At 69.0% G+C, this 14,249-nt stretch carries 14 protein-coding genes; 8 read left to right on the plus strand and 6 right to left on the minus strand.

Features of this window, described 5'->3' with window-relative positions; translation table 11 throughout:
- The first annotated feature begins 15 nt into the window (after positions 1-15).
- Positions 16-669, plus strand: a complete 654-nt coding sequence (locus ACWPXE_RS10935) for a protein-L-isoaspartate(D-aspartate) O-methyltransferase (RefSeq protein ID WP_454017845.1) — start codon at positions 16-18, stop codon at positions 667-669.
- Between the two features lie 26 nt (positions 670-695).
- A complete protein-coding gene (locus tag ACWPXE_RS10940; protein ID WP_454017846.1) occupies positions 696-1,976 on the plus strand; it encodes a peptidoglycan DD-metalloendopeptidase family protein in 1,281 nt (426 codons plus the stop codon).
- Here ACWPXE_RS10940 and ACWPXE_RS10945 read toward each other — a convergent pair.
- Positions 1,933-2,790, minus strand: coding sequence for an ATP-binding protein (locus ACWPXE_RS10945; protein WP_014197286.1), 858 nt, complete (start codon positions 2,788-2,790; stop codon positions 1,933-1,935). The genes ACWPXE_RS10940 and ACWPXE_RS10945 overlap by 44 nt on opposite strands.
- Before the next feature lie 138 nt (positions 2,791-2,928).
- On the opposite strand from ACWPXE_RS10945, the gene ACWPXE_RS10950 reads away from it, so the two are divergent.
- The 5 genes from ACWPXE_RS10950 (at position 2,929) to ACWPXE_RS10970 (ending at position 7,158) form a co-directional block, all read left to right on the plus strand.
- Positions 2,929-3,669 carry a hypothetical protein gene (locus ACWPXE_RS10950; protein ID WP_454017847.1) on the plus strand — a complete coding sequence of 247 codons (741 nt, stop codon included), beginning with the start codon at positions 2,929-2,931 and terminating at the stop codon, positions 3,667-3,669.
- Between the two features lie 111 nt (positions 3,670-3,780).
- A complete protein-coding gene (gene yajC, locus ACWPXE_RS10955) occupies positions 3,781-4,152 on the plus strand; it encodes a preprotein translocase subunit YajC (protein WP_014197284.1) in 372 nt (123 codons plus the stop codon).
- Positions 4,153-4,188: 36 nt separating this feature from the next.
- The gene (gene secD / locus ACWPXE_RS10960; RefSeq protein WP_454017848.1) at positions 4,189-5,787 is read left to right on the plus strand and encodes a protein translocase subunit SecD; all 1,599 of its coding nucleotides are present in this window, start codon (positions 4,189-4,191) and stop codon (positions 5,785-5,787) included.
- Positions 5,788-5,799: 12 nt separating this feature from the next.
- The gene (secF, locus tag ACWPXE_RS10965; RefSeq protein WP_454017849.1) at positions 5,800-6,753 is read left to right on the plus strand and encodes a protein translocase subunit SecF; all 954 of its coding nucleotides are present in this window, start codon (positions 5,800-5,802) and stop codon (positions 6,751-6,753) included.
- A gap of 27 nt (positions 6,754-6,780) precedes the next feature.
- The gene (locus tag ACWPXE_RS10970) at positions 6,781-7,158 is read left to right on the plus strand and encodes an Mth938-like domain-containing protein (protein WP_454017850.1); all 378 of its coding nucleotides are present in this window, start codon (positions 6,781-6,783) and stop codon (positions 7,156-7,158) included.
- Between the two features lie 88 nt (positions 7,159-7,246).
- Here the strand turns inward: ACWPXE_RS10970 and ACWPXE_RS10975 are convergent, their stop codons facing one another.
- The 4 genes from ACWPXE_RS10975 to ACWPXE_RS10990 all read right to left on the minus strand — a co-directional run bounded on the left by ACWPXE_RS10975 (position 7,247) and on the right by ACWPXE_RS10990 (position 11,100).
- Positions 7,247-7,852, minus strand: coding sequence for a superoxide dismutase (locus ACWPXE_RS10975; protein WP_035676248.1), 606 nt, complete (start codon positions 7,850-7,852; stop codon positions 7,247-7,249).
- 68 nt (positions 7,853-7,920) lie between these two features.
- Positions 7,921-9,243, minus strand: coding sequence for a hydroxysqualene dehydroxylase HpnE (gene hpnE, locus ACWPXE_RS10980; RefSeq protein ID WP_454017851.1), 1,323 nt, complete (start codon positions 9,241-9,243; stop codon positions 7,921-7,923).
- A 9-nt stretch (positions 9,244-9,252) separates the two neighbouring features.
- Positions 9,253-10,188 carry a presqualene diphosphate synthase HpnD gene (gene hpnD / locus ACWPXE_RS10985; RefSeq protein ID WP_454017852.1) on the minus strand — a complete coding sequence of 312 codons (936 nt, stop codon included), beginning with the start codon at positions 10,186-10,188 and terminating at the stop codon, positions 9,253-9,255.
- A 39-nt stretch (positions 10,189-10,227) separates the two neighbouring features.
- Positions 10,228-11,100, minus strand: coding sequence for a squalene/phytoene synthase family protein (locus ACWPXE_RS10990; RefSeq protein ID WP_014197277.1), 873 nt, complete (start codon positions 11,098-11,100; stop codon positions 10,228-10,230).
- 120 nt (positions 11,101-11,220) lie between these two features.
- Here ACWPXE_RS10990 and ACWPXE_RS10995 point away from each other — a divergent pair, with 120 nt between their 5' ends.
- Positions 11,221-12,075: a phytoene/squalene synthase family protein gene (locus tag ACWPXE_RS10995; protein ID WP_454017853.1), complete on the plus strand. Its 855-nt coding sequence runs from the start codon at positions 11,221-11,223 to the stop codon at positions 12,073-12,075.
- A gap of 10 nt (positions 12,076-12,085) precedes the next feature.
- On the opposite strand, the gene ACWPXE_RS11000 is transcribed toward ACWPXE_RS10995, so the two are convergent.
- The gene (locus ACWPXE_RS11000; protein WP_454017854.1) at positions 12,086-14,146 is read right to left on the minus strand and encodes a methyl-accepting chemotaxis protein; all 2,061 of its coding nucleotides are present in this window, start codon (positions 14,144-14,146) and stop codon (positions 12,086-12,088) included.
- Positions 14,147-14,249 lie beyond the last annotated feature (103 nt).

Raw genomic sequence — 14,249 nt, forward strand, 5'->3', positions numbered from 1 at the left:
GTGAATGGGTAGGGTGTGACGGTCGAGGCACGCAAGATCCGGCTTCTGATGGCGTTGCGCCGCAACGGCGTGACCGACACCCGGGTTTTGGCCGCGATCGAGCGAATCCCGCGCGAGCGCTTCGTCCCCGATCCCTTCCAGGATCAGGCGTGGGAAGACACGGCGCTTCCCATCGATCTGGGCCAGACCATCAGCCAGCCGTTGATCGTGGCGCTGATGACCCAGGCGCTGGAGCTGGGGGAACGGCAGACGGTGCTGGAGATCGGCACCGGCTCCGGCTATCAGGCGGCTGTTTTGTCGCGGCTGTGCCGACGGGTCTACACCGTCGAGCGGCTGCGCCCGCTGCTGACCGAGGCAGAGGGGCGATTCCGGGCGCTGCGCCTGAACAACATCACGACCCGCCACGGCGACGGGACGAAGGGCTGGCCCGAACAGGCGCCGTTCGAGCGCATACTGGTCACGGCCGCCGGAGGTCCCGATGCGCCAAAGGACTTGACGGATCAGCTCGCCGTTGGTGGTGTCATGGTCATCCCGCTGGGGGGCGACTACCGCGGCCAGCGGGTCGTCCGCATCCGGCGGACCGAAACCGGTCTTACACGGGAGGACTTGTGGCCCGTCCGCTTCGTACCGTTGCTGTCCGACCCTCCGTCTCCCCCAGGAACGGAATAGCCGGCCCGTTCGGCGTGCCATTCGGCGTGACAGGACGCGCCCTCCTCGCGGCGCTGGCGGTGCTGCCGCTGCTCGCCGCCTGCCAGCAGCGCACCGGCGATCTGGCGCCGGTCACCTCGGTGTCCAGCACCCCGGATTCCATCGGCGGCGCGGTGATCGTGCAGCGCGGAGACTCCGCCTATTCGTTGTCGCGGCGCTACAACGTGCCGCTGCGCGACCTGCTGGAGGTCAACCACCTGTCGCCGCCCTACCAGTTGCAGGTGGGCCAGCGTCTCGTCCTGCCGGTGTCGCGCCAGTACATCGTCCAGCGCGGCGACACGCTCTATGGCATCTCCCGCATGTTCAGCGCGGACATGAGCGAGCTGACCCGCCTCAACGGCCTGACCGCGCCCTACGCGGTGCAGGCCGGGCAACCGCTGCGTCTGCCGGGTGGTGACGCCCCGGGCGGCACCGCGGTTGCCCAGGCGCCGTCCTCAAGCGCAGGGGCCGCGGTCGGCGGGGTGGTGGCCTCGGCGCCGGTCAAACAGGTGTCGCGCGGGTCCATCCAGGCGGCGGAGCTGCCGCCTCCGGGCGCCTCGGCACCGGTGGAGAGGGCTCCGGTGGAGTCCCCGTCGCAGACCGCAACCGTTCTCGCCCCGGTCCCCGGCGCCAAACCGTCCGCCGCGCCGGAGGTGGCGGCCGGAGCGCTCGCCTATCAGCCGGGGCAGGCCCCGACCTCGCTGCGTCCGCCTGGCCAGAAGCCCGCCGTTCCCGAACCGGCGGCCGCGCCGCGTGTCGTCGAGGCCGCTCCAGTCCCGCCACCGCCGCAGGCACCGGCCCAGGAGGTCGCCGCCGCTCCGCCCCCGCCGCCAAAGGCCGCGGAGCAGGCGACGCCGCAACGCGCCACCGGGCGCCTGCTCTGGCCGGTGAAGGGAAAGGTGATCTCGACCTTCGGGCCGAAGCCGGACGGTCTGCACAACGACGGCTTGAACATCGCCGCCAGCAAGGGAACAACGGTGGTCGCCGCCGACAACGGCGTGGTTGCCTACGCCGGCAATGAGCTGCGCGGGTTCGGCAACCTGCTGCTGGTGAAGCATTCGGACGGCTTCATCACCGCCTACGCTCACCTCGACCGCATCGACGTGGATCGGGGTGTGGCGGTGAAGCGCGGGCAGGCCATCGGCACGGTCGGCCAGACCGGATCGGTGACGAGCCCGCAGCTTCATTTCGAACTGCGCAAGGGCAGCCAAGCGGTCGATCCGCGCGACCGCATGGAGCCGCGGGTCAGCGAAGGGGCTTCTCCAGACGGCCAGCCAGGTCCTGGATGAACTGCCAGGCCACCCGGCCGGAGCGGCTGCCGCGGGTCACCGACCATTCCACGGCCTCGGCCCGCAGCTGCTCCGCCGGGATGTCCAGCCCGAAGCGGGCGGCGTAGCCCTCGATCATCGCGAAGTAGGTCGGCTGGTCGCAGTTGTGGAAGCCCAGCCAAAGGCCGAAGCGGTCGGACAGCGACACCTTCTCCTCGACCGCCTCCGCCGGGTTGATGGCGGTGGAGCGCTCGTTCTCGATCATGTCGCGCGGCATCAGGTGGCGGCGGTTGGAGGTGGCGTAGAACACCACATTCTCCGGACGCCCCTCGATCCCGCCTTCCAGAACGGCCTTCAGCGACTTGTAATGCGCGTCGTCGTGGTCGAAGGACAGGTCGTCGCAGAACAGGATGAAGCGGCGCGGCTCGTCCTTCAGCCGGGCGAGCAGGCGGGGCAGGGTGGGGATGTCCTCGCGGTGGATCTCCACCAGCGCCAGCGTGCCGGGATGGTCCTGGGCCACCGCGGCGTGCACCGACTTGACCAGCGAGCTTTTGCCCATGCCGCGCGAACCCCAGAGCAGGGCGTTGTTGGCGGGCAGGCCGGTGGCGAAGCGGGTGGTGTTGTCCAGCAGGATGTCGCGCTGCCGTTCGACGCCGCGCAGCAGGCCGATCTCAACCCGGTTCACGGTGGGCACCGGCTCCAGCCGGTCGGGATCGGCGTGCCAGACGAAGGCGTCGGCGGCGCCGAGGTCGAGCCGGCCCGGCGGCGGCGGGGCGAGCCGTTCCAGAGCCTCGGCGATGCGGGTGAGGAGGGGCAGCAATTGGGCGTCCGACATCGTGTTCCTTCGCAGGCGTTTCTTCCGGTTTCGTTGCGCCGACCCTAACCCGCCGGCCCGGCACCGGACAAGGAGGCGCGCTTGCGGGAGAGGCGTGCGCGCCGCTATGGTTCCTCAAACGCGAACCGAGGGCCGGCCATGCACGCAGAACGCTCCACCGATCTCCCGACGCCGGCGGGGAGCGCCGAACATGTCCTGCGGCGGCTGGAGGAGACGCCGCTTCGCGAGGACCCCTTTCCGCATCTGGTGGTGCCGGACGCCCTGCCGGCGGACCTCTACGCCCGCGCCGTCGCCCAATGGCCGAAGTTCGAGGCGCTGGCCCTCCTGCAGATGGACAGCCTTCCCCAGCGCTACCAGATGGTGCTGACCGACCGCAATCTGAGGGAGATGGAGCCGGAGGCCGAAGCGGTCTGGCGGGAGGTCCGTGATTCCCTGTTCGGGCCGGAGACCCTGGCCCGGCTCGCCCCGCGCTTCCCCTCGCTCGCCGCCAAGCTGGAGACGCCGGTCGGGGCCCGGCCGGCCATGGTCTACGCGCGTCTGATCGAGGACCATGCGGGCCACGCCATGCTGCCCCACACCGACGTGTTCGGCACCTTCCTGTCCATGCTGCTCTACATGCCGGCGGACGGCAGCCGCCCCGATCTCGGGACGGCGCTGTACCGGCCCCGCGATCCGTCCTTCGCCGCCAACGCCGGGCGGTCGACGGAGCGGTTCCCCCGCGAGGATTTCGAGTTGGCCGGCACCGCGCCCTTCCTGCCGAACCATCTGCTGGCCTACGCGCCGTCCGACCGCTCCTTCCACGGGGTGGAGCCGGTGACGATGCCCTGCATGCGCCGCTTCCTGCTTCTCTTTGCCGTCATGGACAGCCGCGGCCCTTGAAGCCCGGCGGGCGTACCCCTATTCCATTGCATCGACGGCCCGGACCGTTATAGTCGCCGCGTCCGCGAGCGCCCGCTGCGCCTTCGGAACCAAACCACAGGGAGCCTCCAGATGTTCGTTTCGACGGCCTATGCACAGACCGCCGCGCCCGCCGCCGGTGGGGCCGACATGATCGTGCAGTTCCTGCCGCTGATTCTGATTTTCGTCGTCTTCTATTTCCTGCTGATCCGTCCGCAGCAGAAGAAGATGAAGGAACACAAGGGCATGCTGGAGTCCATCCGTCGCGGTGACCGCGTGGTGACCGGCGGCGGCATCATCGGCACCATCACCAAGGTCGGCCCGGACGACGAGCTTCAGGTCGAGATCGCCGAGAACGTCCGCGTCCGCGTCATGCGCTCCACCGTGAACCTCGTGCTGTCGAAGTCCGAGCCGGCCAAGAGCGCCGACGAGAAGGCTGAAGAAAAGGTCGTGGACCGCAAGTAACGCGGTTCTCCGGTAGCGAACGGGACTGGTTTACGAATGCTGTATTTTCCGCGCTGGAAGATTTTTCTGATCGCCGCGATCTGCGTGCTCGGGACCATCCTCACGCTGCCGAACTTTCTCAGCCGTGAGACGTTGTCGGCCCTGCCGAACTGGTACGCGCACAACCGGGTCAACCTCGGCCTCGACCTGCGCGGCGGGTCGCACCTGCTGCTCGAGGTGGACATGGGCGCGGTCATCCGTGACCGCGTCGAAGGCTTGGTCGATTCGGCGCGCACCCAGCTGCGCACCGACAATGTCGGCTATACGGCGATCAACCCGGGCGACCGCGGCATCACCGTGCAACTCCGCGACCCGGCGCAGGCCGACACGGCGGTGCGGGCGCTGCGCCAGCTCGCCAACACCATCGGTGGCGGACCGCTCGGCGGCGGCCAGCCCGACCTGGAGGTCACCTCCGGCGGTGGCAGCGTCACCGCCCGGCTCAGCGAGATCGCCCTGCGCGAGCGCGCCACCCAGGCCATCGAACAGTCGATCGAGATCGTGCGGCGCCGCATCGACGAGACCGGCGTCAACGAACCGACCATCGCCCGTCAGGGCGCCGATCGCATCCTGGTCCAGCTTCCCGGCGTCGAGGACCCCGACCGCGTGAAGCGGCTTCTCGGCACCACCGCGAAGATGACCTTCCGTCTGGTCGACATGAACGCCGACCCGAGCGCCGGCCGCGCCCCTCCGGGCACCGACATCCTGCCCTCGTCGGAAGGCGGGCGGGCGCAGAGCGCCTACGTCATCCGCAAGAAGGTCGAGGTGGACGGCGCCAACCTGACCAACGCCACCGCGGGCAGCAACCCGCAGACCGGTGAATGGGTGGTCAATTTCGAATTCGACAGCATCGGCGCCCGCCGCTTCGCCGACGTGACCCGCGCCAACGTCGGCCGGCCCTTCGCCATCGTGCTCGACAACAAGGTCATCAGCGCCCCGGTGATCCGCGAGCCGATCACCGGCGGACGCGGCCAGATCAGCGGCAGCTTCACCGCCGCCGACGCCAACGATCTCGCCGTCCTGCTGCGCGCCGGCGCGCTGCCGGCCCCGCTGAAAGTGATCGAGGAGCGCACGGTCGGCCCCGACCTCGGCGCCGATTCGATCCGCGCCGGCCTGATGTCGGTGGGGATCGGCTTCGTGCTGGTTTGCGCCTACATGATCGCCGCCTACGGCCTGTTCGGGGCCTTCGCCTGCTTCGCCCTGCTGGTCAACACCGTCCTGACGCTGGCCGCGCTGTCGCTGCTCCAGGCGACGCTGACGCTGCCGGGCATTGCCGGCGTCCTGCTGTCGCTCGGTCTTGCGGTCGACGCCAACATCCTGATCAACGAGCGCATCCGCGAGGAAACCAAGAAGGGCCGCGGCGTCTTCGGCTCGGTGGAGGCCGGCTTCAGCCGCGCCTATTCCACCATCGTGGATGCCAACCTGACCACCGCCATCAAGATGGCCATCCTGTTCGTGCTGGGCACCGGCGCGATCAAGGGCTTCGCCGTCACCATCACCTTCGGCATCCTGATTTCGCTGTTCACGGCAACCGTGCTCGTGCGTCTCATGATGGTCAGTTGGCTGCGCAAGACGCGGCCGGCCGCCCTGCCGGTGTAAGAGGTCATTCCCATGTTCCGGCTTCGTCTGGTTCCTGACAACACCAACATCCAGTTCATGCGCGGGCGACACGCCGGCCTGATCGTGTCGGCGTTCCTGTCGATCGCGTCGGTGGTGCTGTTCTTCTATCCCGGCCTGAACTACGGCATCGACTTCCGCGGCGGCATCGTCATCGAGGCTCGCACACCGCAAGCCGCCGACTTCGCCTCGCTGCGCCACACGCTCGGTCAGCTCAACATGGGGCAAGTGGCGTTGCAGGAGTTCGGGTCGCCACAGGACGTGCTGATCCGGCTGGAACGCCAGCCGGGCGACGACGCGGCGCAGCAGGTGGCCGCCGACAAGGTGAGGGCCACGCTCGCCCAGGAGATCCCCGGCACCACCGTGCGCCGCGTCGAAGCGGTCGGCGCGTCGGTCAGCGGCGAGTTGTTCTTCAACGGCATGCTGGCGCTCGGCCTCGCGCTGCTGGCCATGCTCGTCTACATCTGGTTCCGCTTCGAATGGCAGTTCGGATTCGGCGCGATCGTGACGCTGCTGCTGGACGTAACAAAGGTGGTCGGCTTCTACGCGATCACCGGGATGCAGTTCAACCTGACGGCCATCGCGGCGATCCTGACGATCATGGGCTATTCGACCAACGACAAGGTCGTGGTCTATGACCGCATGCGCGAGAATCTGCGCATCTACAAGAAGATGCCGCTGCGCGAGCTGATCGATCGCTCGATCAACGAGACGCTGAACCGCACGCTGGGCACCTCCATGTCGACGCTGCTGTCGATCCTGCCGCTGGCCTTCTTCGGTGGCGAGGCGCTGCAGGACTTCGGCATCGTGCTGATCTTCGGCATTTTCCTGGCGACCTCCTCGTCCATCTTCATCGCCGCCCCCATCTTGCTGTTCCTGGGCGAGAACCGGCTGCGCCGCAACGCGCCGGCGGAAAGCGCGGCGCCGGCCGCCAATCCGACGCCCTGACCGGAAAGAATAGGAAGCGGATCAGAGATGGCGGACATCACGCCGATCATCCCGTCGGACCGTCAGGTCATCGACGGGTACGGGGACGGGCAGTTCTGCGTGTCCGGGCAATGGCGCACCGGGGCGGTGGTGGTCCTTCCTGACCGCACGGAGCCCTGGCGCCCCCAGGACTTCGCCGCCCTGACGGCGGAGGACTTCGCCCCGGTCATCCAGGCGGAGCCGCGGGTGGAGTTTCTCCTGCTCGGCTCCGGCACACGGATGCAGCTTTTGCCCAAGGCCCTGCGCCAGAGCCTGCGCGACGCCGGTCTGGTGGTGGAGGTGATGGACACCGGGGCGGCCTGCCGCACCTACAACGTCCTGCTGGCCGAGGGCCGGCGGGTCGGGGCGGCGCTGCTGCCGGTGTGATCCGGTTCGCGCCCCCCGCTGTGAATCACCGAACGAAAAAAGGCCCCCGGATCGGGGGCCTTTTCCGTTTTGGCGATCCGGTAAGGGATCAGGCCGGGGCCTTCGACAGGCGCTCGGCCACGAACTCCCAGTTCACCAGGCTCTCCAGGAACGCCTTGACGAAGTCCGCGCGGCGGTTCTGGTAGTCGACGTAGTAGGCGTGCTCCCACACGTCGGCGGTCAGCAGCGGGAAGTGACCCTGGGCCAGCGGGGTGTCAGCGTTGGAGGTCTTGGTGACCTTCAGCTTGCCGCCGTCGAGGTACAGCCACGCCCAGCCCGAGCCGAACTGGGTGATGGCGGCGTTCGAGAACTCTTCCTTGAACTTGTCGACGCTGCCGAAGTCGGCGATCAGGCGCTTCTCAAGCTCGCCCGGGATGGCGCCGCCGCCGTTCTTCTTCATGCTCTGCCAGTAGAAGGTGTGGTTCCACACCTGACCGGCGTTGTTGAACAGGCCCTGCTTGGAGGCATCGCCGTAGCTCTGCTTGATGACGTCTTCCAGGCTGGCGTCGGCCAGCGGGCTGTCCTTCGTCAGGTTGTTCAGGTTGGTGACGTAGGTCTGGTGGTGCTTGTCGTGGTGCAGGTGCAGCGTCTCCGACGACATGAACGGCTGCAGAGCATCATAGCCATACGGGAGCGGCGGCAGTTCGAACGCCATTGAGTTACCCTCTCTTCTTGGATTGTCCCATCTCGGCCCGCGCCTTGCGGCACGGCACCTCCGTCCGCTCAAATAGGCCCGCGGCGCGGCAAAGTGAAGGCTGGAAAAAGGCCGAGGCGCGAAAAGGTGGTAATCCTTGCGTTCAGGACCGCGCGTGCGGCGAACTCCCCGGAGCGCACCGCACCTTCGAGTGTCGCCGGAAGCCCCATCTTCGTCCAATCGCCGGCCAGAACGAGGTTTTTCAAAGCTGTCTGGACACCGGGGCGATTCGCCGCATGGACAGGAGACTGGTCCGGAGTCGCCCGGCGCTCCTTGATGATTCGGAAAGGCGGCAGGGCCGCGTCGGGGTCGGGTGTGCCGAGCGCCGTCGCCACGTTGCGCCACAGGGCGGTGGCGACCGCTTCGGCGGGCTGAGCGGCGAGCGCATCGGCGTCGCTGACCGTCACCGACAGCACGTCGCCGCGCAGGAAAAGCCAGTCCGCCGTACCGCCCACCAACCCAAGGAAGGGCAGGCCACCCGGCAGGTCGATCGGGGCGGGCAGGCGGAAGTGGGCGTTGACGATGGCACGCCCGGCGGCGGGGGGGGATGCGGGCAGCGCCTCAGGCAGCAGGCGCCCGGCGATCCAGGCCGGCACCGCCAGGATCACGGCATCGTCGCCGCCAAGCGCGATGCGCTCCCCATCGACCGACAGGGCGGCGATGCGATCGCCCGCGCGTTCCAGCCCATCCACCCGCGTGCCGGTGCGGAGGTCGGTGCCGTTCCGCGTCAGCCATGCCACCGCCGGATCGACCAGGGCGGCGGACAGTCCCTTCTCGGCGAACAGCGGCCGGCAGGCGGTCTCGCCGCGCAGCAGCGTTTCCCGCAGCACGGCCCCGAACAGGCGGGCGGACACCCGCTCCGGCGCCCCGTTCATCACGGACACGGCCAGCGGCCGCCACAGGCGTTCGTACAGCGCTCCGTCGGGGGGAAGCACGTCGGCCACCGCCGCCTCGGGGCGGGCGGTCAGGGTCCGCAGGGCGGCGAGGTAGTCGGCGGGGCGGCTTCCCGGCACGCGGCGCGCCTTGTCGAGCAGCCACAGCCCGCCGGGCCGCAGGCACCAGCGCTCGCCATTGCCGAGGTCGAGGAAAGGAAAGGCGGCGGGGCGCAGTTCGGTCAGGGCGCCGCCGGCGCCGATGCGTTCCAGATAGCCGAGCAGGGAGCGGTTGCCGCTGAGCGCCAGATGGCTGCCGTTGTCCACCACGCGGTCCAGCGTGGCGTCGTGGAAGGAGCGGCAGCGCCCCCCGGCCTGCGGCGCGCTCTCATGCAGGACAACCCTCCGCCCGGCCTCGGTCAGCCGGACGGCGGCGGACAGGCCGGCAAGGCCGGCGCCGACGATGTGGACGGTGCCCAAGCCGGCCCGTCAGACGGCGGGTGGATAGCCGAGCGCGCAGCGCACGGCCACCAGGGCGCATTCGCGCTTGCCGACCCGCACCCGCTGGTCGAGATCACGCCAGCCCCGGGCGCGCAGGCGCACCAGCAGCCGGTGGTACAGCACCATCATGGCGACCGCCGCCCACAGCGAACCGCGCCGTCCGGCGGACTGCCCCTCGGCGAGCGCCCGCCGCGCCTCGGCGAAGCGCTCCTCGGCCAGAACCGCCAATGCCTCGCAGGTCTGCGGCAGGTTGGGGTGGGCGAGCACCGTGGCGGGGTCGGAGCTGCCGATGCCGGCCTCGTCGAGCAACTCGCGCGGCAGATAGAGCCGCCCGATCTCCGCGTCCTCCGTCAGGTCGCGCAGGATGTTGGTCAGCTGCAACGCCTCGCCCAGCGCCAGGGCGAAGGCCTCGGTGGAGGCATCGGCCCGGTCGAACACGCGAATTGCCAGCATGCCCACCGCTCCGGCGACGCGGCGGCAATAGAGCCGCAGGGTCGGCAGCGCCGGGCCGGTCATGCCTCCGCTGCTGCCGGTCCCGTTGCCGTCGTCCGCCGGGATGTCCATCGCCATGCCGTCGATCAACGCTTCCAACTCGCCCCGCGGCAGGCCGTAGCGTTCGATGGCGCCCTTCAACGCCGCTCCCAGCGAGCTGGACGGCGCGCCGCCGGCGTAGAGGCCGCGGATCTCGGTCCTCCAGGCGTCGAGCGCCGCACGCTTCTCCACGGGCTCGCCGGGCTCGTCCGCGATGTCGTCGATTCGCCGGCAGAAGGCGTAGATGGCGAACATCGCCGCCCGCTTGGAGCGGGGGAGAAGCAGCATCGGCCAGTAGAAGGTGCTGCCCGACCGTCCGGTCACCGCCGCCGCCGCGGCAGCCGGGCTGCCGGCGGTGTCGCTCTGCGTCGAGTCCAGCGATGGCTGCGGCATACGTCGGTCCTGTGTGGTGTCGGTCGAAGAGGCCGGAGTCTATTTGCTCCCGATGGCGCGCGCCAGCCCGCGTGCGGTGGCGAAGAGCTTATGATGCGTGCCGAGCACCACCCGCTTCTTCAGCGGGTCGCGGCTGCGCAGTCGCTGCGCCAGCGATTCGGCGAGGCTGAGGATCACCGATGCCTCCATCCGCAACCCGCGGTGCTGGATCAGGCCGGGCAGGGGGGCGGCGCGCTCCAGCAGCCGGTCGGTGTGCTCCAGCGTGCGGTCGAAGATGGCGCGCAGCTTGGCGTCGCTCTCCGTCTCGACCAGCCGCTCGACGCTGATCGCCGAATCATCGAACCAGACCAACGGGATGTAGCAGCGCCCGAGCTGGCTCCAGTCCTCCCGGCAATCCTGGAGGTGGTTCAGCACCTGCAGGGCGGTGCACAGCGCGTCCGACGCCGGCCCGGCGGCCACACCCTCGCCATGCAGGTCCAGCAGGTAGCGCCCGACCGGGTTGGCGGAGAAGCGGCAATAGAGCAGCAGGTCGCTCCAACTGTGGCAGCGCGCCCCCACCGCGTCGCGCCGGAAGGCGCGCAGCACCTGCCGGGGGTGGCGGTCGCTGACGCCGGTCGCCTGCAGGCTGGCGCGCAGATCCAGCGCCGGCTTCAGATAGGCGTGCTTGGCCTGCCCGGTGGTCAGCGAGCGTTCCAGCGCCTCCAGATAGGCGAGCTTGGTCTCCGGTTCGAGATCGGGGTCGTCGGCGATGTCGTCGCCCAGCCGGACGAACCGGTAGAAGGCCATCACATGCGGCCTGAGATGTTTCGGGAGCAGGCGCGAGGCGACCGGAAAATTCTCCGAGTCCGCGTCCTTGCGGGCGACCGGGCTGGGTTTGCGGGGCTTGGTGGGGGCGACGTTGAAATCGGCCATTGTTCCGCCTGCTGCGCGTCGGGGCTGGTGTGGAGAGCCTGTCTGCCTAATATAAGGCGCTTGCGGGCTTTGCCCCGCTTCCAAACTGTGCCACCCCCATTTTTCCAGAACAGGCATCACATGGCGAAGGCGACCCCCGACCTGTCCTATTGCGGACGGGAGGTGCGGAAATATGACAACGACCGCTTCCTGACCTGCCTCTTCGCCCCGGCGGAGCGCCGCGAATCGCTGTTCGCCCTCTACGCCTTCAACCTGGAGATCGCCAAGACCCGCGAGGTGGTGACCGAGCCGGTGCTGGGCCAGATGCGGCTGCAATTCTGGCGCGACGGGCTGGACAAGGTCTATGAGGGCGCCGCCGTGCCCAAGCACGCTGTCATGGAGCCGCTGGCCGCCGCCGTGCGGGAGGGCGGGTTGAGCCGCGCCCTGTTCGACCGGCTGATCGACGCGCGGGAGGCCGACCTGGACGACACTCCGCCGGCCAACCTGTCCTGCCTCGTCAACTATGCGGAGGTCACCGGGGCGCCGCTGGTCCAGCTCGCGCTGGAGATCCTCGGCGCGAAGGGGGCGGAGGCGGCGGAGGCCGGCCGTCAGGCCGGGATCGGCTACGCGCTTGCCGGCATCGTCCGGGCGGTGCCCTTCCACGCCCGCCAGCACCGCCAGCTTCTCCCCGCCGACCGCATGGCGGCGCACGGCGCCAAGCAGGGCGACCTGTTCGAGCTGCGCTCCACCCCCGAGCTGCGCCCCGTGGCGCGCGAGGTGGCGGAGGCCGCGCGCGACCATCTGGCGAAGGCCCGCGCGCTGCGCCGCTCTGTGCCGCGCGCCGCCCTGCCGGCGCTCCTGCCGGCGGTGCTGGCCGGGCTGCATCTGGACGCGCTGGCGAAGGAGGACAACGACCCCTTCGCCGCGCGCGTGCTGATGCCCCACCCGCTGCGCCACGCCAAGCTGGCCTGGGCGGCGCTGCGCGGCAGGTTCTGACCCCTGTCGCTCAGGCGGCGCGGATCATCGCCACGAACCGCTCCACCTCCTGGCGGAGCTGGTCGGCCTCCTGCGACAGATCGCCGGCGGCGTTGAGCGCCTGATCGGCCATCGAGCCGGTGGAGCCCGCCGCCTGGGTCACGCCGCCGATGTTCACCGACACGGCGGCGGTTCCCATCGACGCCTGCTGGACGTTGCGGCTGATCTCCTGGGTGGCGGCGCCCTGCTGCTCCGCGGCGGCGGCGATGGCGGTGATCGTTTCGTTGATGGCGATGATGCTCCGCCCCACCGCCTGAATCACGCCGACCACCGTGCCGCTGACGGTCTGCATGTCGGCGATCTGCCGGGAAATATCCTCCGTCGCCTTGGCGGTCTGGTTGGCGAGATTCTTCACCTCACTGGCGACGACGGCGAAGCCCTTTCCGGCCTCGCCGGCGCGGGCGGCCTCGATGGTGGCGTTGAGCGCCAGAAGGTTGGTCTGCCCGGCGATGCCCTGGATCAGGTTCACCACGTCGCCGATCTTCTGCGCGGCTGTGGCCAGCCCTTCCAGCGTGCTGTTGGTGCGCTCCACCTCGGCGACCGCCTCCGTGGCCATCTGTGAGGAGCGGCCGATCCGCTCGTTGATCTCGCGGATGGAGCAGCTCAGCTCCTCGGTGGCGGCGGCCACCGTCTGGACGTTCTGGCTGGCCTCTTCGGCGGCGGTGGAGACGGCGGCGGCCTGACGGTCGGTTTGGGCGGCAATGGCCGACAGACTCTGCGCGGTGCTGCGCATCGCGCCAGCCTGTTCCGACACGTTGCGCACGACACCGCCCACCGACGCCTCGAACCGGCTGGCGACGTCGGCGAGGTCGCGTTTGCTGCGTTCGGCGGCGCGCTGCTCCTCGCGGTGGCGTTCCTCCTCCAACTCCGCCATGCGGGTGGTGTTGTCTTGGAAGAGCTTCAGGGCCTTGTTGATGGCGCCGATTTCGTCGGTGCGGTCTGTGTCGGTGATGACCACGCCGCGCTCCCCGGCGACCACGGCGTCCAGTGTCGCGATGGTACGACGCAACGGCAGGCCGACGATGCTGCGGCTGGCGAACAGGAGTGCGGCGACCAGGGCGGCCAGCAGGACCAGCCCGCCGACGATGGTGGCGTTGCGCAGGTCCCGGACCGGGGCGTTGATCTTGTCGAGCGGCAGGTTGACCAGCAGGGACCAGGGCGTATCCGTTCCCGCGACCTTCACCGGCAGGAACAGCTGCTTCACGGGCTGCCCATCGGCGACCGACATCTGTTCGAAACTCCGGCCCGCGCGGATGGCCGGCTTGGCGGCGTCAAGCGCCGGGTCCAATTTGCCGATCGGTTGCCCCATCTGTTCGGCGTCTGGGTGACCGGCCCAGACGCCATCGTTGGAAATCAGGTGAATGGACCCGCTGTCGAAGGGCTTTACCGTCTTCAGCATGGACCAGATGCCGTCGGTGGACAGGTCCACGCCAGCGACCCCGATGACATGGCCGTTCTCGACGATCGGAACGGACATGGAGATCATCAACACCTTCCGGCCGGCGACGGTGTAGCTGTAGGGTTCCACCACCATGGCGTGCCCGGTGCGCTTCGGGATCTGATAATAGGCACCCTCGGAACCCGGATCGTCATACCCGACGAGGGACTCCAGCGCGACCGCCCCCGACCCGCGGTTCCAGTAGGGAAGGAACCGGCCGGACGCGTCGGAGCCTGGCTTGTTGGCGAATTCCGCGTCGCGGCCGTCCAGGGCATTCGGCTCCATCCCCACCCACACGCCGAGGAACTCCGGGTTGGCGTCGGCGATGCTCTTGAGCCAAGTGGAGAGCTGCTCCCGGTCGGTGCGGCCGGCGGCCTTCAGACCGACCAGCGAGGTCGCGATGAAGCGGCTGGCCTCCATCGCATTGCCCAGCCGGGCGTGCACCATCTCGCCGTAGCGGTGGCCAAGCTGCTCCCCGCTCTGGAAGGCCAGGGTTTCGATGTCCGACCCGCTCTTGGTCGTCAGGGCCGCAATTCCCACCGCCAGGGAAATGATCGTCACCATCACGATGACGATCACCTGTTTGGCAACCAATGATTTTGTTTTAATCATAACCATCCTGCTGGAAGACTTTCTTGCACATTCGAAAGAAAGTGTCCCATAGCATTGGTTAAGTGTTACTTATGATCTTTATTAT

This window comes from Azospirillum sp. Marseille-Q6669 (assembly GCF_965111635.1).

Excerpts from the sequence above, each read along its gene's own strand:
- ACWPXE_RS10945 (WP_014197286.1), bottom strand. The coding sequence starts at position 2,790 with ATGTCGGACGCCCAATTGCTGCCCCTCCTCACCCGCATCGCCGAGGCT.
- ACWPXE_RS10950 (WP_454017847.1), top strand. The coding sequence starts at position 2,929 with ATGCACGCAGAACGCTCCACCGATCTCCCGACGCCGGCGGGGAGCGCC.
- yajC (WP_014197284.1), top strand. The coding sequence starts at position 3,781 with ATGTTCGTTTCGACGGCCTATGCACAGACCGCCGCGCCCGCCGCCGGT.
- secD (WP_454017848.1), top strand. The coding sequence starts at position 4,189 with ATGCTGTATTTTCCGCGCTGGAAGATTTTTCTGATCGCCGCGATCTGC.
- secF (WP_454017849.1), top strand. The coding sequence starts at position 5,800 with ATGTTCCGGCTTCGTCTGGTTCCTGACAACACCAACATCCAGTTCATG.
- ACWPXE_RS10970 (WP_454017850.1), top strand. The coding sequence starts at position 6,781 with ATGGCGGACATCACGCCGATCATCCCGTCGGACCGTCAGGTCATCGAC.
- ACWPXE_RS10975 (WP_035676248.1), bottom strand. The coding sequence starts at position 7,852 with ATGGCGTTCGAACTGCCGCCGCTCCCGTATGGCTATGATGCTCTGCAG.
- hpnD (WP_454017852.1), bottom strand. The coding sequence starts at position 10,188 with ATGCCGCAGCCATCGCTGGACTCGACGCAGAGCGACACCGCCGGCAGC.
- ACWPXE_RS10990 (WP_014197277.1), bottom strand. The coding sequence starts at position 11,100 with ATGGCCGATTTCAACGTCGCCCCCACCAAGCCCCGCAAACCCAGCCCG.
- ACWPXE_RS10995 (WP_454017853.1), top strand. The coding sequence starts at position 11,221 with ATGGCGAAGGCGACCCCCGACCTGTCCTATTGCGGACGGGAGGTGCGG.